The sequence below is a fragment of the Actinomadura sp. 9N407 genome, from assembly GCF_044326315.1.
Lineage (GTDB): Bacteria > Actinomycetota > Actinomycetes > Streptosporangiales > Streptosporangiaceae > Spirillospora.
In genome coordinates, this window is sequence record NZ_JBIRAW010000017.1 from 134,203 (window position 1) to 151,773 (window position 17,571).

The window sequence follows — 17,571 nt, forward strand, 5'->3', positions numbered from 1 at the left end:
ACGGGGGACCATCTAGCTATGGGACAGGGTCATCTGCTCGCCAACCGGTACCGGTTGGACGCGGTGGTCGGCCGTGGCGGCATGGGCACGGTCTGGCGCGCCTATGACGTGATGCTCGATCGTGAGGTCGCGGTCAAGGAGGTGGTGCTGCCGCCGGGGCTGGGTCCCGACGAGCACGAGCTGACGTACAAGCGCACCTTCCGGGAGGCGCGGGCCTCCGCGCGGCTCAACCACCCCGGCGTCGTCACCGTGCACGACGTCGTGGAGGAAGCCGACCGGCCGTGGATCGTGATGGAGCTGGTCCGCGCCCGTTCCCTGCAGGACGTGCTGGAGGAGGGCCTGCTGGAGCACCAGCGGGTCGCCGAGATCGGGCTGCAGATGCTCGCCGCCCTGCGGCACGCGCACGAGAAGGGGATCCTGCACCGCGACGTCAAGCCCAGCAACGTGCTCATCACCGACGCCGGCCGGGTCGTGCTCACCGACTTCGGCATCGCCCAGGTCGAGGGCGACGCCACGCTCACCCAGACCGGCCTGGTGATGGGCTCGCCCGCGTACATCCCGCCGGAGCGCGCGCAGGGTGAGCGGGCGGTCCCCGCCTCCGACCTGTGGGCGCTCGGGGCGACGCTGTACGCGGCGCTGGAGGGCCGGTCGCCGTACGAGCGGTCCGATGCCATGTCCTCGCTCCAGGCGGCGCTGATCGAGCCCGTACCGCCGCCGCGCAACGCCGGGCCGCTGCGGACGGTGCTGGAGGGTCTGCTCGCGCGCGAGCCCTCCAGGCGGATGACGGCCGCGCAGGCGCAGCCCATGCTCAACCATGTCGCCACGATGCCCCGGCCGATCCCGCCCATGTTCACGCGGCGTTCCGAGGACACCGTGATGGACGAGCCGCAGAGCGGCTACGAGCAGACGGTCGTGGACGAGCCCGCCGAGACCATCCTGGACGCGTCGGAGTTCGAGGAGCTCACCCGGCACGACCCGGGCCCGGGCCCGTCGGCCTCCCAGGCTCCGCCGCCCTCGTACGGGCCCAGCAGCGCCACGTTCAGGCCTGACCTGCCGCCCTCCACCGGCCACGGAACGGGCCACGGAACGGGCCAGGGAGCGGGTCAGGGGACGGGCCAGGGCGGTGCCCCCCGGGATCCGGAGGAAGTACGGACGCTGCTGGAGACCGAGTGGACGCCCCCGCCCGCACACGGCTCCCAGGCGCACGGGTCTCAGCCGCACGGGGGCAGGCCACCGCACGTGCCGCATACTCCGCCTCCGTGGGAGCAGCCCCAGCAGTTCCAGCAGTGGCAGCAGCCCCAGGGGCCCGGTCCCGTGTCCGGGCCGGGACCGGGGCCGGGGCCGGGGCCCGGAGGCCATCGCGAACGGGAGCGCCGCAAGACCATCGTGATCGTCACGATCGCGGTGATCCTGGTGGTGGCGGCCGTGCTGGGCGGTGCGCTGATCCTGCGCACCAAGCTCAACTCCGGCGCGAGCGGGACCTCGGGCGGGACCTCGGACGGAAGCGGAGTCAGGGTCGAGGTCGGCTACAGGGACTGAGAGCCGGCCACCGGGACGGGGGGTCGGCTAGGGCTTGTCTCAAAGTGGCCTCAGCCACCGCGCGAGCGCGTTACCTGGCCGGTGAGGCGAAGCCGGAGGCGAGCCTCACCGGCCAGATCGCGAAGCGATGCCGCGCTCGCACAAGAACCGGTCAGGTACGAGCCGCCAGGCGAGTACCTGGGCCGGGTCTTTAGAAACACAGCCGCCAGGCGAGTACCTGGGCCGGGTCTTAAAACAGGTCAGCTGCCGGCGATGAGGGCGTTGAGGGCCAGCCGCATGTCGGCGACATGGGCGTCCAGCTCGTCCAGCGTGCCGGCCGCCTGGCCCGCGCCGCCCCGCAGCCGGGCGACATCGTCCTCGACCAGCGTCATCCGGTCGTCCAGCGACTTGAGGATCTGCTCGCCGCCGGCCGCGCCGGCGTCGTCGTCCAGTGCCTGCCGCAGCAGCGCCGCCTGCCGGCGCAGCTGCAGCGTGCGGCGGTGCAGCTCGACGAAGATCGAGACCTTGGCCCGCAGCAGCCAGGGATCGAACGGCTTGGTCAGGTAGTCGACCGCGCCCGCCGCGTAGCCCTGGTAGGCCTGCTCGCCGGCCTCGCCCGCCGCGGTGAGGAAGATGATCGGGATGTCCCGGGTCCGCGGCCGGCTCTTGATGTGCCCGGCGGTCTCCAGGCCGTCCATGTCGGGCATCACGACATCGAGCAGGATCAGCGCGAACTCGTCGTTCAGCAGCTCCTTGAGCGCCGCCCGGCCGGAGGCGACGGTGACCACCTCGACCGGGAGCGCGTCGAGGACGGCCATGAGCGCGATGAGGTTCTCCTCGCGATCGTCCACGGCCAGGATCTTCGTGGCGTGCGGCAACGGCTCCTCCGCGCATCGGTCAGGGGCCTGTCCTGCGCCCAACCCTGTCATGCCCGTGCCGGTACCGACAGGCCGTCGGCACCGGAACGGCAGGGAGCCAGCATAGAGTGCCGTTCTCAGGACAGCCATCCGGGCTTGACCAGGCCCGACTCGTAGGCGATCACGACCAGCTGGGCGCGGTCGCGGGCACCGAGCTTGACCATCGTCCGGCTCACATGGGTCTTGGCGGTCGCCGGGCTCACCACCAGCCGGGCGGCGATCTCGTCGTTGGTCAGCCCCTCGCCGACCAGGGTCATCACCTCGCGCTCGCGCTCGGTGAGGGCGTTGAGCCGGGGCGCGGGGGCGGGCTGCTTGGCCCGGGTGGCGAACTCGGCGATCAGCCGCCGGGTCACGCTGGGCGACAGCAGCGCGTCGCCGGCCGCCACCGCCCGGACGGCATGGATCAGCTCGACCGGCTCGGTGTCCTTGACCAGGAAGCCGCCGGCTCCGCCGCGCAGCGCCTCGAACACGTACTCGTCCAGCTCGAACGTGGTGAGGATGACGATCCGTACCCCGTCGAGCCGCTCGTCCGAGGCGATCCTGCGGGTGGCCTCCAGCCCGTCGAGGCCGGGCATCCGGATGTCCATCAGGATCACGTCCGGGCGCAGCCGGCGGGCCTGCGCCACGGCCTCCTCGCCGTCGCCCGCCTCGCCGACCACCTCGATGTCGGCCTGGGCGTCCAGCAGCGCCCGGAACCCGGCGCGGACGAGGATCTGGTCGTCGGCCAGCAGGACCTTGATCACTTGGTGTCTCCCTCGGCTGCGGCCCGTGTTTCGGCTGACGGGGCGTCGGCGGCCCGTGTTTCGGAGGACGGCGCGTCGACGGGCAGGGTGGCGCTCACCCGGAACCCGCCGCCGGGGCGCGGGCCGGCCTGGAAGTCGCCGCCGAGGGCGGCGGCGCGCTCGCGCATGCCGTTGATACCGCTGCCTCCGGGATGGTCGTCCAGCAGGGACACGCCCTGGCCGTCGTCGTCGACCTGTACGGCGACCTCCCGCTCACGGTAGGCGATCCGGACCCGGGCCGTCACCGGTCCGGGCCCGGCGTACCTGGTCACGTTGGTCAGCGACTCCTGGACGATGCGGAACGCGGCCAGATCGGTCCCGGCCGGAAGCGGCCGCCGGTCGCCGGTGATCTCGGCCTCCACCCGCAGGCCCGCCGACCGGGCCCGGCCGAGCAGCTCCTCCAGCCGGTCCAGCCCGGCGGTCGGGGAGCGCGGCGCGGTCTCGCCCTGCGAGCGCAGCACGCCGATCACCGACCGCATCTCGGTGAGCGCCTCCTTGCTGGCCTCCTTGATCGCGGCCAGCGCGGTCCTGGCCTGCTGCGGATCGTCGTCGATCAGATGCAGCGCCACGCCCGCCTGCACGTTGATCATCGAGATGTTGTGCGCCAGCACGTCGTGCAGCTCGCGGGCCATCCGCAGCCGTTCCTCGCTGGCCTGGCGGCGTTCCTCCTCGGCCCGGGTACGGGCGGAGGCGGCGGCCCGCTGGGCGCGCATCCGGATCAGCTCCCCGCTGATCAGCGCGACCAGGGCCCAGCCGAGCGCGAACGCCGTCCCGCCCAGGCTGGGCTCCTCCACCGGGAAGGCCGTCCCGGCCCGGCCGCGCTCCTCGAACGGCACGCCGATCACGGCGGTCAGCGCGAGGTAGCCGCCCAGCGCGGCGAAGCTGCCCGCCCAGGTCACCAGCCGGTGGCCCGCGACCACGGCGCTCAGCAGCGCGACGGCGACCGACAGCACCCCGGGCCCGTACGTGTAGGCGCGCAGCAGGTAGAGGCCGGTGACGGCGCCGACCGTCACCAGCGTGAAGACCGGATTCCGGCGGCGCAGCAGGAGCAGGGCCGGGCCGGCGAGCAGCAGCGCGAACCCGAGCGGGTCGAGCGGTGTACTGGTGTACTCCGGCTCGCCCCATCCGCCGTGCGGGTCGCCCCACGGCTTCGAGCCGTCCGGCTGCCCGCTGCGGCTCTCCCCGCTCTGCGCGCCCATCGACCCGACGACCTGGAAGAACGCCAGGAACAGCGGGACGATCCAGACCGGCCATGTGCCGGGCAGCGGCAGGTGGGATCGCACCTGGGCGCTCGGCGGGGAACTGCTCATGTGAGCAAGCTAGATGATCGGTACAGGTCCCGGCGTCGCCCAGGGGGCGTCAACGGCCGTACTCCCTCAGCCGTACGGGCGATCTTCGAGAGCCGCCGTCCGGGGGATGCCCGGAACGCGCCCTTCCGGCCAGGCTGAAGCCATGATCGAAAACGTCGTCGCGGGGGCCGCGGCATGAGGTCCGCCGACCCGCTCGCCCTGGCCGGGCCGGCGATCCGGTACGGCTCGGGAGTGTGGACGCTCGTCCTGTGGGCCGGCCTGTTCCGCGACGCGTACATCACCGGGACGCTCGGCGGCCGCGGCCTGCTGCTCGGCGGCCTTCTGCTGCTGGGCGCCGACATGCTGGTACGGACCGCCCGGATCTTCCTGCCGCCGCTGCTCTACGGGCTGCTGGAGAGGCGGCCGGGCCTGCGGGCCCGGGTGATCCGGTGCTTCTACGCGATCCAGCGGACGGGCAGGCGCTCGAAGCCCTGGCGGACGGTCGAGCGGAGCCGTACGGGATCGCCCGCCGAGGCCAGCCGGCCGGGCCGTTCCAGCACGGCGGTGACCAGTGCGCGCAGGTGGAGCCGGGCCAGCATGGCGCCCAGGCAGGCGTGCGTCCCGTACCCGAGGGCCAGCTGCGGGCGGGCTCCCGCACCCACCCTGAACCGGTCCGGAACGAAGCGTTCGGGCTCGGGGAACACCGTGTCGTCATGGTCGGCGGCGGTGAGCCACAGCGAGACCCGCTCCCCGGCGAGCAGCGGGACCCCGCCCATGATCGTGGGCCGCAGGACGGTCCGGCGCACGCACATGACCGGTGTCCACCAGCGCAGCATCTCCTCGACGGCGCTGTCGACGAGGTCGTCGTCGGCGCGCGATGCCCGCAGCCGGGCGTACTGCTCCGGATCGCGCAGCAGCGCGTACAGGCCCCCGGCCAGGGTGTTGCGGAGCGTCCCGGGCAGCTCGGCGGCCACCTCGGCGGCGAAGTCGGCGGGGTCGGCGGTGATCCGGGCCAGCAGGGCGCCGGCGGGCGGCTCCATATCGATCATGCCGGTGGCAGGCCCGGTGGCAGGCCCGGCCGGCGGTCCGGCCGTGGGGCCCGGCGTGCCGTGCGGAGCGGTGCCGGATTCGGCGGCGAACAGCTCCGGGTGGGCGAGGGCGTGCCGGACGTCGGCGTACCGCAGCACCGCCCACGACCCCGGCCCGCCGGCGATCCGCTCGTCGAGCCACACGACGGGCGTCCTGGCGCGCAGGCGCTCCAGCCGGTCGTACGGTACGCCGCGCGCGTAGGTGTCAGGGCAGGCCAGGGCGTCCGCGTCCGAGACGGGGTGGGTGCCTCGCCGTCGAGGCATGAACGCGTCCTCTCGTCTCCGGGACCGGTCTTCGGGAGCGGGGTCAGCCCGCGAGCCACTCCCCGGTCTCGACGCTGACCAGCCCGTGCCGCGCCGCCTCGATGACCGCCTCCCGCTGCGAGTGCACGCCGAGCTTGCTCAGCACGCTCTGGACATGGCTGCGGGCGGTGCTGCGGGTGACCCCCATGGCCTTGGCCAGGGCCTGGGTGGACTCGCCGCGGGCCAGCCGGGTCAGCACCTCGCGCTCGCGCGGGGTGAGGAACCGCGCGTAGTCCTGGGCCTGGCTGCGCGGCCGGTCGGCGGCCCCGCCGCGCCGGGTGGCCTGATCGACGACGATCTCGCCGGCCGCGACCCGGCGCAGCACCGCCAGGATGTCGCCGGCCTGCTGGCCCTTGTGCGCGAAACCGCGCACGCCCGCCGCCAGCCCCGCGTCCAGGACGCGCTGCTCCAGGAAGCCGGTCAGCACCACGAACCGGGTGGCCGGGGCCGCGGCGCGCAGCCGCTGCATCCAGTCCAGCGAGGTGCCCGTGGGGAACCGCAGATCGATCAGGCACACGTCGGCCTGCCGGACGCGCAGCAGCGGCAGCACGTCCTCGGGGGAGTACGCCACTCCCGCGACGGTATGCCCCGCGTCGGCCAGCACCAGCGACAGCGAGTCGGCGAACACCGCGTGGTCGTCGCAGATGATGACCCTCATGGATGCGGCCGCCAGTCGTCGGCGCACGCGGCCCCGGCCGGGACGGCGTCGGCGGGCGGCGCCGACGGCAGCAGGACGCGGACCCGGGCACCGCCCATCTCGCAGGTACGGATCTCCAGCCCGCCGCCGTACTCGGAGATCAGGTCGTGCACGATGCCGAGCCCGAGCGAGGCCAGCCCGCCCTTGCCCGCGCCGAAGCCGGGACCGTCGTCGTCGACCTGGACGGCGACCCAGCCCTGGTCGGCCGTGACGCGCACGTCCACCCGGCCTGCCGCGACCCGGCAGGCGTTGTCGAGGATGTTGCGCAGCGCCCGCCACAGCGCCACCGGGTCCATGTGGGCCCAGGCCTCGTCCCCGGTGAAGCCGACCTCGTGCGGGGTGGCCAGCCGCATGCCGGTGACCACCTCGGCGGCGAGGTCGTCCACGCGGATGCGCTCGGGGGCGGGCAGCGGCCGCGTCCCGTCGTCGCCGTCGTCCGCGTCGAGCCGGTTGAGCAGGTGGTCGAGCCAGCGGGTCTCGCCGAGCAGCTGCTCGACGCGCTCGCGGCTGCCGGCGCCGATGTCGTCGGCGACCGCGACCGCCGAGGCGAGCATGATGATCGTGCCGAGCTCATGCCGGATGTCATGGCGCAGCCGCCGCCGCCACAGGCCGGGATCGTCCGGCCGGGGCCGGTGCGGTCCGGCGGGTTCGCCGCCGGGCGCCGTGACATGGTCGGGCACGTCCACCGGAGATGACCGAGACTGCCCGTTGTTCATCGAAGGACCCCCGTCCGGTAAATACCAGCACCGTGACGACGGTCACCCGCGAGCGTTCCGATGTCCAGACAATTGACCGCAACCGACCGGTCAATGACCGGAAGTGGACATGCTTTTGCGCAGGGTAAACCGAGGTGTTTCCGCGTACGTCTAGAACGGTGTCCCTAAGGGGATTGTGTTCGGCCTCCGGGGCATTTCTTTCATACCTACGGCGTAGCCGTCTTGCGCATTCCGGCGGGTGTGATCGAGGGGTGCCGGCGAGAGGGTGACAGCATGCCCACGGTCACTTTTCTCGGACATGCGGGGATGGCGGTGCGCGCGCGGGCGTTCCGCCTGCTCGCGGATCCCTGGCTCGCCTCGGCGGGGGCCTTCCTCGGGGCCTGGCACCAGTACCCGAGAAACGATCATCTCGATGCCGGCGCGCTGGCCGACGCCGACTGGGTCGCCGTGTCGCACGAGCACCTCGATCATTTCGACCCCTGGTTCATCGAACGGCTCTCCGCGCGGACCCGTATCCTCATTCCGCGCTATCCGGGACCCGCGTTCAGAGAACGGATGGCGCTGGCCGCCGGTTCCCGCCAGGTAATCGAGGTGCCGGCCTGGGAGAAATTCCCACTGGACAATCGCGGCTCCTGGCTCACCGTCATTCCGGAACTCTCGCCGATGTGCCATGACGCGGCATTTCTCGTGGTGGCGGACGGCCGCGCGATCCTGCACGGCAACGACGCCAGGCTCACCGCCGCGCAGGCCCGCCGGGCCAAGCATCTGGCCGGCGGCCGGCTCGACCTGATGGCGCTGCAGACCTCGGGCGCCTCCTGGCATCCGATCTGCTACGAGTATCCGGCCGAGGAGATGGCCCGGATCTCGATGGAGAAGCGGATCTCCAAGCTGCGCGCCGCCCACCGCCTGGTCCGGCAGGCGGCGCCGGAACTGGCCATCCCGTTCGCCGGCCCGCCCTGCTTCCTGGACGAGGAGGTCGGGCATCTCAACTGGGTCCTGGACCAGGACGGCGGCGCGTTCTGCGACCCCGACGTCTCGGTCCGCTGGCTGAGCGAGCACCTGCCCGGCCAGCGCTGGGACTCGTTCAGGCCGGGGGACACGCTCGACCTGGACACCGGCGGCGTGGTCCGCGACCCGGTCTCGGCGGAGTTCCGGTACGACGACGACTTCCGCGACGGCTACCTGCGGCGGTACGCGGCGGACCGGGCCGCGGCCATCGAGGGCGTGCTGGCGGACTTCCCGCATCCCGGGCCGGGGCTGTTCGACCGCTTCGCCGCCCACTTCCACCATCTCGGCGGGCTCAGCGGCTACTTTCTCGACAAGATCGACATGATCGTCCGCTTCGATGTCACCGGCCCGGGCGGCGGGGTCTTCGACGTCGGGTTCTCGCCCGGCGGGATCACGGTGGACCGGTCCCGGCCGGAGGTCCGCCCGCACTACCGGATCACCACGGCGGGCCGCTGGGTACAGGGCGTGCTGGACGGCCGGGTCGCCTGGGAGGACCTGCTCATCTCGTTCCGGCTCAGCCTCTACCGCGACCCCGACGTCTACAACGACCACCTCGTCGGCCTGCTCAAGCACGCCAACGCCCCCGCGCTGCGGGCGGTCGAGGCGTACGAGACGGGCCGCGACGAGTCCGAGCGGATCATCGTCGAGTCGGGCGGCCACACCTACGACATCCCGCGCTACTGCCCGCACGCGGGCGAGGACCTGGCCGTCGGCGCGGTCGTCGACGGCGGCCTGGTGCACTGCCTGGCCCACAACTTCGCGTTCGACCTGGCCACCGGCGACTGCGTGAACGCCCGCTGCGTCAACCTGGGCAGCCGCCAGATCTCGTGAAAATTCCCGGATACAGAGGGTTATTCCGCCCCTACGTATATGCCGGTCATGCTACGTTTCTCAAGGTCATGCGGGGGTTGTGAAGGGGTTCGGGGAGTGCTGGGTAACAAGAGAATAGGCCTGCTGGCCGCTGGTTTCGTGCTGCTCATCGTGGCCATGGAGGTGCTCGCACTCCAGATCGGCTCGCTGCCGCTGGACATGCCGAACGCGCCGGCCCTGGCGGAGAACCCCGCCAAGCCCTGACATCCCGTACCGAGGACCCCGTCTCGGCGGGTCCTCCCTGGTATGCGGCTCCTATCTGGTGTTACGTGCCTTCATGATCGACTGAAGGTCCGGATGGCTTCCGCCGGACGCGTCCGCGAGGGTCGGGCAGGCCCACTGCTCCTGGTGTCCCCAGGAGTAGGCGATGTCCATCGGGGGACGCGGGACGAGCCGGTCCCACCGGTGCAGGATCTGGCGCAGCTGCGTCTCGGTGGGCAGCCAGTACTGCCGGTCGCCCTTGGAGCAGCCCTGCCCGAACGTCTGGAACACCGGGACCACCACGCGCCGCGGGATGCCGGCGTCGTCGGCCATCCGGATCATCCGGTCGATCGCGCCGATGTCGCAGCGCGACCGGACCCGGGCCGAGCCCTTGCAGGGGTACGGATCGAGCCCGACCAGGTCCACGTTCACCTTGTCCGGCGTGACCGGCTTCATCGGCCAGTCGGTCAGCGAGATGAACGAGATCTGCCCGGGAGCCTCCCGTTCGATGAGGTCGGCGCGGCGGCGGATCTCCCCGGCGATCCGCGGGCACTCGCGCGGGTTGGGCTCGTCGGACAGGTACCAGCCGTACACCTTGGGGTGGCGCGCGAGCCGCCGTACGGCCTCGGTCAGCGCCTCGTACGACAGCTCGAAGTCGCCGCAGGTGAAGTTGCCGACCCAGAGCATGGCGCGCATGCCGTCCGGGACCCCGTCGACCGAGGCGGCGTCGGGCTTGACGTCCACCAGGTCGTAGCCGAGCTCCCGCAGCCGCGGGTAGTCGGACGGCTCGGTGTTGAGGGCGATGTTCAGCGTCCTGGCGGGCTCGGCGGCGGGCGTTCCCGGGCTGGCCGGGGGACCGGTGTACGGCTCGTACCCGGAGCCGCCGCGCATCACATAGAAGAGGAGGCCCGCGACCAGGAGCGCGACGGCCGCCACGGCGGCCGGGATCTTCGCCCGCATGTCCAACGCTCGCATGCTGTCTCCCCGAACGGTTCGTCAGGCGGCGGAGCCGGGCTCCTCGGCGGCCGGCGGAGGGACGGGCGCGGCCCTGGCCGGGGCCGCGGGCTCGGCGGGCGGGATCTCCATCGGCGGGATCGTGAAGCCGAGGATGTGCCGGACCGTGTCCCACAGCGCCCGGACGGTGGCGCCCATGGACGGATCGCGCAGGTACACCGAGTCCACCGCGACCCGGGCGGGCACGATCCGCTCGATGTAGTTGACGAGGTCGACCTCCTCGCCGGGCGGCAGCACGTCGAAGTCGCGTAGCCGGACCTCGGAGACGCCGGTGAGCCCCGGCCGGTGGTCGAAGATCCAGCGGCAGCCCGGGGCGTAGTGCACGGCCAGGTCGTAGGTCTCCGGTCGCGGCCCGACCAGCGTCATCTGGCCGCGCAGCACGTTCACCAGCTGCGGCAGCTCGTCCAGCGACCACTCGCGCAGCAGCTTGCCGATCCGGGTCAGCCGGGGATCGCAACCGGCGGTGACGGTCAGCCCGCCGACGCCCTGCCGCATCGTCCGGAACTTGTACATCGTGAACGGCCGCCCGCCCTGCCCGACCCGCGTCTGCCGGAAGACCCCCGGACCCGGGCTGGACGCGCGGACGAGCGCGTACAGCAGCAGCAGCGGGACGCACAGCAGGACCAGCCCGGCGGCCGCACCGGCGATGTCCAGGACGCGCCGCGCGGTGGACGGGGGGACGCCGTCGGACGGATCGACCGGGCGCGTCTCCAGCCCGTGCCCCGGTTCGCCCTCGTGTCCCGGATCCCTCTCGCGCCCCGGTTCCTTCTCGCGCTCGGGCATCGCGGTCACCCCTTCCTCTCGACGTGGCGGAACCACGCCAGCAGCGCGACGGTGGTCGCGACGAAGGACACCGACGTGGCGATGGCGGCGCCCGCCGCCTCGTACCGGGGGATCAGGTACACGCCGCTGACCACCACGACGACCAGCCCGATCGCCTGGCCCGCCGAGGCGGCGCCGGGCCGGCCGACGCCGTACAGGAAGGCCATGATCAGGCCGGTGACACCGAACGTCACGACCCCGGCCAGCCGGATGTAGGTGGGCACCACCGCGTCGTCGAAGACCTCGCCGAACACCCAGGGCAGCGCCGTTCCGGCGATCAGCGCGAGCGGCAGCGCGGTGAGCACCGAGACCCCCAGCGCGGGCAGGATGAGCCGCTTCGTACGGCGGGTGGCCTCGGCCCGGTCGTCGCGGGCGAAGTCGGGATACAGCACGTAGTTGAGCGCCAGCCCGGGCAGCTGCACCAGCTCGGCGAACTTGCTGGCCACCGTGTAGACGCCCAGCACCTTCGGCCCCGCCAGCGCGCCGAGCAGCGCCATGTCGAAGCGCAGCTGGAGCAGGTCGATGAGCTGGCCGAAGTAGCCGCGCAGGCCGTACCCGGCGATGGTACGGCCGAGCTTGAGGTCGGGCCGTCCCCAGCCGGCGAAGAACCCGCGCCGCGCGAGCCGGACCACGATCCAGGCGGCCGCCGCCACGTCCGCCAGCACCAGCCCGGTGATCAGCGCGCCCGGCCCGTACCAGCCGATCAGGATCACCAGGTAGATCGGCAGGAACACGAACTCCTCGACGGCGATCGCCAGGCTCGCGCCACGGATGTCGTCGGTGCCCTGGAGCAGCCCCTTGCCGACCGACACGAACCCCTGCGTGAACGTCGGCACGGCCGCCACCAGCGCCACCCAGTACCCGAACGACTGGAAGAACGCCAGGTAGATCAGCGGGCTGAGGGCCAGCCAGCCCAGCGCCCCCGTCAGCGCGCCCCCGGCCGTCAGCCACGCCAGCGTCGGCCGTACGCGCGACTGGTCATGGGCCTTGCCCGCCCCGTCGTGACCGGCCAGGAAGTACGGCGCGGCGGCGGGCAGCCCGGCGTTGGACAGGTGGCAGACCAGGCCGGGCAGGATCCGTACCAGCGTGAACGCGCCGACCAGGGCCGGACCGCCGATCCGCGCCACCATGATCGTCGCGATCCCCAGCGAGGCCAGCGCGCCGACCCGCCCCGCCATGTTCCCGGCCATCAAAGCGACGATCTTCCCGGTGATCGTCCGGGCAGGGGGCTCTGTTCCCCGGTCGCCTCCGGGGCGCCTTTGGCGCCGCGTGCCTGCCCCGACCAACCGACCCCGCCGACCTCCTCGGCCCTCCTCGCTCCGGTCGCTCGTTCCTCGCTCCCTGCGCTCGTCAGTCCAGGCGACGCCGCGCCCCTCCGGCTCCCTCACAGGGCCCTCCCCTCGCGGCGGCCGAAGAGGTGGAGGGCGGCGATGAGGCCGAAGAACGCCCAGCCGTGCCGGTAGTGCAGGGTCTCGTAGAACAGCCCGGACACCAGGAAGACCAGGACGAGCGCGCCGAACAGCTCCGGGCGCGGCACGACCGCCGCGTACGAGGGGATCAGCGCGTCCCGGCGGCCGATCCGCAGGCAGTAGAGCAGCACCACGAAGATCAGGCAGACCAGCGCGATCCCGCCGAGGAAGCCGCGCTCCAGGACGGCCGCGATGTAGTCGTTGTGCGCCTCGCGGACGTAGGTCTCCTGGTTCTGCAGCATCGCGGCCTCGGTGTGGCCCGCGCCGATGCCCCAGGGATGGGTCTGCTCCTCCATCATCCGGACCGTGGTCGCGAACACCGTGCTGCGCGAGCTGGTGCTCTCCCCGGTCGTCCGGCCGATCGAGTCGCGCAGGATGGGGGAGGCGGCGCTGGCGCGGTCGAGCAGCGGCTGGACGTCGATCTGGGACAGGGCCGCGACCCCGCCGCCGCCGACGAACACCGCCAGCGAGACGACCGCGACGGCGTGGTGGGCCTTGCCCTCACGGAACAGCCGGAAGACGTACCCCGCCACGATCGCGAGGCCGAGCGCGAGCGCGCCGCCGTTGGAACCGGTCAGGATCTCGGCGAGCAGCAGGGTCGCGCAGACCGCCCAGCGCCGCCACGCCTTCTCCGGGTAGCGGGCGGCACGGGAGATGAAGTAGACGCAGATGAACCAGTTGGACGCGTAGTTGGCGTCGCCGAAGGTGAACATCGCCCGCTCGCCGTCGATCTGCTTGCCCGACAGCGCGTCGTTCCCGATCACGAACCCGAAGATCATGACGAGGGCGTAGAACGTCCCGATCAGGACCCAGGACCGGATCGCCAGCCGCAGGAACCGCACGTCCCTGGCCAGGTTGACGACGCAGACGCCCCACAGCAGCACGAAGATGTCCTTGACCAGGGTGAGCGCGCCGACGTCGTTCACGACCGCCGCGATCCCGCCGGCGATGATGGTCAGCAGCGTCGGGATGAGGAACGGCCACCGCACCGGATGCCTGTGCGTGGCCGCCCACAGCAGCACCGTGATGGTCAGGACCACGAGCGCGAGGTCGGGCAGCCCGGTGTTGCCGGGTCCCGGCGGCAGCCCGAACGGCATCAGCATCGGCAGCGAGGCGATGCTCCCGACCAGGACCAGGCCCACCAGCGGCCACCGGCGCCGCGGTTCAGGCGTCGACGGCCCGTCCCCCGGCGCGGGGGCGTCGAGCCTGGGGAGGGCGCGCTCGGTGGTCGTCGTCATGGCCTGTGCTCTCCGATCACGCCTGGTAGGGCCGCTGGGAGGTGCCCCGGTACGTGTCGTCGAGGACCGATCCCAGGTACTCGGGGGAGAACCAGCCGCCCACCCGTTCCCGGGCGCGCTCGGCCATCCGGGCGGCCGCGACCGGGTCGTCCAGCAGGTGCGCGATGGCGCCGGCGAGGCGTTCGGGATCCTGCGGCGGTACGAGCAGGCCCGTCTCCCCGGACAGCACCAGGTCCTGGTTGGACGGGACGGCGGTCGCGACCAGCGGGATTCCGGCGCCGATGGCCTCGACCAGCACGCACGGCAGGCCCTCCCACCGGCTCGCCATCGCCATCAGGTCGAACGCGGGCAGCACGTCGGCGACGTCGTCGCGGTGGCCGAGCCAGCGCATCCGGTCCTGGATGCCGAGCCTGGCCGTCAGCTTCTCCAGCTCCCCGGCCATCGCGCCGCCGCCGACCCACAGCCCGAACACGTCCTCCGGCAGCCGGGCCAGCGCCTTCGCGAAGATCTCCGGGCCCTTCTGGAACGTGAGCCGCCCGATCGAGCCGACCACCTTCACCCCGAGCGGCAGGTCGAGCCGCCGCCGGGCCTGGGCGCGCGAGCCGGGCGCGGCGGCGTAGGCGTCCACGTCCACGGCGGGCCATGACAGCCGGATCCGTTCCGGCGTGGCCAGGCCCAGGCGCAGCGCGGTGGTGACGGTCTCCGACCCGATCGCCAGGAACGCGTCGGTGTGCTTGGCGGCGACCCGTTCCAGCCGGATGTAGGCGTACCGCCGCGGCCATGACTGGAACTCGTTGAACGGGAAGCCGTGCCAGGTGTGCACGATGCGCGGCACTCCGGCGCGCGCCGCCGCGATGCGGCCGATCACCCCGCCCTTGGCGCTGTGCGTGTGGACGACGTCGTACCGTCCCTCGGCCAGCACCCGGGTCAGCGTGCGCAGCGCGGCCCGGTCGTCGCGCGGCGAGATCTGCGGGACGAGCGGCCCGACCTGGACGATCTCCATCCCGGCCTTGTACGCCTGCGGCGTCAGGTCTCCGGCGGCGGCGTTGGCGACCGCGTCATCCCCGTACAGGACCTCCTTGACAGGGGAGTCGCCGGCCGTCCGGCTGTCCATGCCGACGCCACCGGTGACGATCGCGCGCTCGTACCCGGACGGGTCCAGCGCCAGCGCGCCGTTCAGCGCTACCTGGCCGGCCCCGCCGTTGAACCGGGTGATCACCGTGGCCACCCTGAGCTTGCGGTCTGTCCTCACGAGCACCTCACTCACACGAGCCCTTCACGCACGACACGGGACTCACAACACGGGCTCACAACACGGGCGGATCGGAGCGGGAGGCCTCGCACGGCGAGGTCGCCTCGCCGCAGGGACGCGGCCGCCGTACGGGGCGGTACTCGGGCATCAGCCGGCGCAGCACCAGCCGCACCTCGTCGGCGTCGCCGCGCCCGGCGGCGCCGGCCAGCGCGTCCAGCAGCCGCGGCAGCCCGGCGGGCGGCGGCGCGGGCCTGGTGCCCCAGATCATGGGATGGGCGGTACGGAGCCGGCGCTCGGAGTCGGCGAAGGTCTTCTCGGCGAGCTTCTCGCCCGGCCCGAGCCCGCTGAACCGGATCGTCACCTCCGGCAGCCGCAGCTGCTCGGCGTACCGGTGCACCAGCTCGACCACCGGGACCGGGCTGCCCATGTCCAGCACGAACGTCTCGGCCTCCTCCGACAGCGCCGCCACCTCCAGCAGCAGCCCGGCCGCCTCCGCCACCGTCATGAAGTGCCGCGCCACCTCCGGATGGGTGACGATGACGGCCTCGCCCGAGGAGATCCGGCCGGCCAGCGTCGCCAGCGGCGGCCCGTCCGCGCCGATGACGCTGCCGATCCGTACGGCCGCGAAGCGGGTCGGGCCCGGGGTGGCGGTCTGCGGCAGCAGCTCGCCGAGCCGCATCGTCGCGCCGAACACCGAGGTCGGGTCGGCGGCCGTGTCCGACGACACCAGCACGAGCCGTTCCACGCCGTGGTGGACGGCCGCGTCCACGAGATGCCGGGTCCCGAACACGTTGGCGGCCACGCCCGCGCACGGATCCCGCTCGACCTTGGCCAGCTCGTTCTGGCCCGCCGTGTGGAAGACCAGCGCGGGCCGCGCCTCGCGGAGGATCCCGTCGATCCGGTCACGGTCGCGGACGTCGGCCTCCGCCGGTGTCACCCTCTCCGCGCCGAGTCGTCCGGCCAGCTCGCGTGCCAGCCCGTCCAGTCGCGGGGCGTCCCGGTCCACCAGGCACAGCGCGTCCGGATCGAGCCGCGCGACCCGGCGGCACAGCGCGGAGCCGATCGTCCCGCAGGCCCCGGTGACCAGCACCCGCCGGCCGCCGATCAGGCGCCGGCCGCGCAGCCCGGCCACCACGACCTCGTCCCGGCCCATGAGCACCGCCATCGGGCCGGCCTCGCGCGCCGGGGGCGGTACGGGACGGCGGAGCCACGGCAGCCGGCGCGCGGTCATCCCCGCGCCCGCAACGCCCCGGTGAACGCGCTGATCACTCTTTCCAGGCCGTCGTCCGACAGGCCCGGATACAGCGGAAGCGACAGCAGCTCCTCGGCGACGAGATCCGTCACGGGGACGGTCGCGCACTCCTCCGCGCCGAGGATCTCCTGGTACGCGGTCATGTGGTTGGCCGGGATGAAGTGGACCGACGTCGCCACGCCCGCCGACTCCAGCTCGGCGATGATCGCGTCCCGGTCTGGCACCCGTACCTGGTAGAGGTGCCAGGCGTGCTGGATCCCGGCCAGCTCCCGCTGCGGTACGACCAGTCCGGGCAGGCCGAGCAGGGCCTCGTCGTACCGCGCGACCAGCTCGGCCCGGCGCCGCTGCCACTCGGGCAGCGCGGTCAGCTGGGCCCGCCCGATCGATGCCTGGATGTCGGTCATGTTGGCCTTGAGGCCGATCGTCTTGACGTCGTACCGCCAGCTGCCGCCGGGCAGGTAGCGCCGCCACGAGTCCTTGCTCATCCCGTGCAGCCGCGTCGCCCGGATCCGGTCGGCGAACTCCTGGTCGCTGGACGCGACGGCCCCGCCCTCACCGATCGGCATGTTCTTGGTGGCGTAGAAGCTGAAGCAGGCGGCATAGGAAGAGGAGCCGACCGGGGCACCGCCCCGTGCCGCACCCGGACCGTGCGCCGCGTCCTCGATCACCCGCGTACGGTCCAGCCCCGCGGCCTCGGTCAGTGCGGCGACGTCGACCGGGTAGCCGCCCTGGTTCTGGACGATCATCGCGGCCGGCCGTGAACGGGCCGCCGCGGCCGCGACCGTGGCGGCACTCGGGACCAGTGTCGCCGCGTCGATGTCGACCAGCACCGGGCGGTGCCCGGCGTGCAGGATCGCGTTGATCGCGCCGCAGAACGTCAGGCTCGGGGTCAGCACCGCCGAACCCGGCGGCAGGTCCATCGCGCGCAGGCACAGCTCCAGCGCGGCCGTACAGGAGGCGACCGCGACGACGTGCGCGGCGCCCAGATGGTCGGCGAAGTCCTGCTCGAACGCGGCGGTCTGCGGCCCGGTGGTCACCCATCCGGAGTCGAGCACCTTCACCACCGCGTCCGGTACCTCGCCGGCGAACGACGGCACGGTGAACGGGACGGTGGACTGCTGCTCGGAACCCATGG

16 protein-coding genes are annotated in these 17,571 nt (G+C 72.8%); 3 read left to right on the forward strand and 13 right to left on the reverse strand.

Annotation, left to right across the window (positions count from 1 at the left end; genetic code table 11):
* Positions 1 to 18: 18 nt before the first annotated feature.
* Positions 19 to 1,539, forward strand: coding sequence for a serine/threonine-protein kinase (locus tag ACH34Q_RS25920; RefSeq protein ID WP_395985656.1), 1,521 nt, complete (start codon positions 19 to 21; stop codon positions 1,537 to 1,539).
* 239 nt (positions 1,540 to 1,778) lie between these two features.
* Here the strand turns inward: ACH34Q_RS25920 and ACH34Q_RS25925 are convergent, their stop codons facing one another.
* The 6 genes from ACH34Q_RS25925 to ACH34Q_RS25950 all read right to left on the reverse strand — a co-directional run bounded on the left by ACH34Q_RS25925 (position 1,779) and on the right by ACH34Q_RS25950 (position 7,280).
* Positions 1,779 to 2,396: a two-component system response regulator gene (locus ACH34Q_RS25925; protein WP_395985657.1), complete on the reverse strand. Its 618-nt coding sequence runs from the start codon at positions 2,394 to 2,396 to the stop codon at positions 1,779 to 1,781.
* Positions 2,397 to 2,512: 116 nt separating this feature from the next.
* Positions 2,513 to 3,178 carry a response regulator gene (locus ACH34Q_RS25930; protein WP_395985658.1) on the reverse strand — a complete coding sequence of 222 codons (666 nt, stop codon included), beginning with the start codon at positions 3,176 to 3,178 and terminating at the stop codon, positions 2,513 to 2,515.
* Positions 3,175 to 4,527 carry a sensor histidine kinase gene (locus ACH34Q_RS25935; protein ID WP_395985659.1) on the reverse strand — a complete coding sequence of 451 codons (1,353 nt, stop codon included), beginning with the start codon at positions 4,525 to 4,527 and terminating at the stop codon, positions 3,175 to 3,177. The genes ACH34Q_RS25930 and ACH34Q_RS25935 overlap by 4 nt, the downstream gene beginning before the upstream one ends.
* Positions 4,528 to 4,961: 434 nt before the next feature.
* Positions 4,962 to 5,858 carry a cytochrome P450 gene (locus ACH34Q_RS25940; protein WP_395985660.1) on the reverse strand — a complete coding sequence of 299 codons (897 nt, stop codon included), beginning with the start codon at positions 5,856 to 5,858 and terminating at the stop codon, positions 4,962 to 4,964.
* Between the two features lie 43 nt (positions 5,859 to 5,901).
* Positions 5,902 to 6,555 carry a response regulator gene (locus ACH34Q_RS25945; RefSeq protein WP_395985661.1) on the reverse strand — a complete coding sequence of 218 codons (654 nt, stop codon included), beginning with the start codon at positions 6,553 to 6,555 and terminating at the stop codon, positions 5,902 to 5,904.
* Positions 6,552 to 7,280, reverse strand: coding sequence for a sensor histidine kinase (locus tag ACH34Q_RS25950; protein WP_395985662.1), 729 nt, complete (start codon positions 7,278 to 7,280; stop codon positions 6,552 to 6,554). Before ACH34Q_RS25950 ends, ACH34Q_RS25945 begins: the two co-directional genes overlap by 4 nt.
* A 303-nt stretch (positions 7,281 to 7,583) precedes the next feature.
* Here ACH34Q_RS25950 and ACH34Q_RS25955 point away from each other — a divergent pair, with 303 nt between their 5' ends.
* Both ACH34Q_RS25955 and ACH34Q_RS25960 read left to right on the forward strand, forming a co-directional pair.
* Entirely contained in the window at positions 7,584 to 9,149 is a 1,566-nt protein-coding gene (locus ACH34Q_RS25955) for a Rieske 2Fe-2S domain-containing protein (protein WP_395985663.1), read from the forward strand.
* 96 nt (positions 9,150 to 9,245) lie between these two features.
* Positions 9,246 to 9,392: a hypothetical protein gene (locus ACH34Q_RS25960; RefSeq protein ID WP_395985664.1), complete on the forward strand. Its 147-nt coding sequence runs from the start codon at positions 9,246 to 9,248 to the stop codon at positions 9,390 to 9,392.
* Positions 9,393 to 9,443: 51 nt separating this feature from the next.
* On the opposite strand, the gene ACH34Q_RS25965 is transcribed toward ACH34Q_RS25960, so the two are convergent.
* The 7 genes from ACH34Q_RS25965 to ACH34Q_RS25995 all read right to left on the reverse strand — a co-directional run bounded on the left by ACH34Q_RS25965 (position 9,444) and on the right by ACH34Q_RS25995 (position 17,569).
* Positions 9,444 to 10,364 (reverse strand): hypothetical protein, encoded by a 921-nt coding sequence (locus ACH34Q_RS25965; protein ID WP_395985665.1) that lies wholly within the window; start codon positions 10,362 to 10,364, stop codon positions 9,444 to 9,446.
* Between the two features lie 21 nt (positions 10,365 to 10,385).
* A complete protein-coding gene (locus ACH34Q_RS25970) occupies positions 10,386 to 11,186 on the reverse strand; it encodes a sugar transferase (protein ID WP_395985666.1) in 801 nt (266 codons plus the stop codon).
* Between the two features lie 5 nt (positions 11,187 to 11,191).
* Positions 11,192 to 12,415 carry an oligosaccharide flippase family protein gene (locus tag ACH34Q_RS25975; protein WP_395985667.1) on the reverse strand — a complete coding sequence of 408 codons (1,224 nt, stop codon included), beginning with the start codon at positions 12,413 to 12,415 and terminating at the stop codon, positions 11,192 to 11,194.
* 194 nt (positions 12,416 to 12,609) lie between these two features.
* Positions 12,610 to 13,932 (reverse strand): O-antigen ligase family protein, encoded by a 1,323-nt coding sequence (locus tag ACH34Q_RS25980; protein WP_395985668.1) that lies wholly within the window; start codon positions 13,930 to 13,932, stop codon positions 12,610 to 12,612.
* A 16-nt stretch (positions 13,933 to 13,948) separates the two neighbouring features.
* Positions 13,949 to 15,184 (reverse strand): glycosyltransferase, encoded by a 1,236-nt coding sequence (locus ACH34Q_RS25985; RefSeq protein WP_395985669.1) that lies wholly within the window; start codon positions 15,182 to 15,184, stop codon positions 13,949 to 13,951.
* A gap of 55 nt (positions 15,185 to 15,239) precedes the next feature.
* Positions 15,240 to 16,415, reverse strand: coding sequence for an SDR family NAD(P)-dependent oxidoreductase (locus ACH34Q_RS25990; protein WP_395985670.1), 1,176 nt, complete (start codon positions 16,413 to 16,415; stop codon positions 15,240 to 15,242).
* Entirely contained in the window at positions 16,412 to 17,569 is a 1,158-nt protein-coding gene (locus ACH34Q_RS25995; RefSeq protein WP_395985671.1) for a DegT/DnrJ/EryC1/StrS family aminotransferase, read from the reverse strand. Before ACH34Q_RS25995 ends, ACH34Q_RS25990 begins: the two co-directional genes overlap by 4 nt.
* Positions 17,570 to 17,571 lie beyond the last annotated feature (2 nt).

Excerpts from the sequence above, each read along its gene's own strand:
- ACH34Q_RS25920 (WP_395985656.1), top strand. The coding sequence starts at position 19 with ATGGGACAGGGTCATCTGCTCGCCAACCGGTACCGGTTGGACGCGGTG.
- ACH34Q_RS25935 (WP_395985659.1), bottom strand. The coding sequence starts at position 4,527 with ATGAGCAGTTCCCCGCCGAGCGCCCAGGTGCGATCCCACCTGCCGCTG.
- ACH34Q_RS25940 (WP_395985660.1), bottom strand. The coding sequence starts at position 5,858 with ATGCCTCGACGGCGAGGCACCCACCCCGTCTCGGACGCGGACGCCCTG.
- ACH34Q_RS25945 (WP_395985661.1), bottom strand. The coding sequence starts at position 6,555 with ATGAGGGTCATCATCTGCGACGACCACGCGGTGTTCGCCGACTCGCTG.
- ACH34Q_RS25955 (WP_395985663.1), top strand. The coding sequence starts at position 7,584 with ATGCCCACGGTCACTTTTCTCGGACATGCGGGGATGGCGGTGCGCGCG.
- ACH34Q_RS25965 (WP_395985665.1), bottom strand. The coding sequence starts at position 10,364 with ATGCGAGCGTTGGACATGCGGGCGAAGATCCCGGCCGCCGTGGCGGCC.
- ACH34Q_RS25970 (WP_395985666.1), bottom strand. The coding sequence starts at position 11,186 with ATGCCCGAGCGCGAGAAGGAACCGGGGCGCGAGAGGGATCCGGGACAC.
- ACH34Q_RS25975 (WP_395985667.1), bottom strand. The coding sequence starts at position 12,415 with ATGGCCGGGAACATGGCGGGGCGGGTCGGCGCGCTGGCCTCGCTGGGG.
- ACH34Q_RS25980 (WP_395985668.1), bottom strand. The coding sequence starts at position 13,932 with ATGACGACGACCACCGAGCGCGCCCTCCCCAGGCTCGACGCCCCCGCG.
- ACH34Q_RS25990 (WP_395985670.1), bottom strand. The coding sequence starts at position 16,415 with ATGACCGCGCGCCGGCTGCCGTGGCTCCGCCGTCCCGTACCGCCCCCG.
- ACH34Q_RS25995 (WP_395985671.1), bottom strand. The coding sequence starts at position 17,569 with ATGGGTTCCGAGCAGCAGTCCACCGTCCCGTTCACCGTGCCGTCGTTC.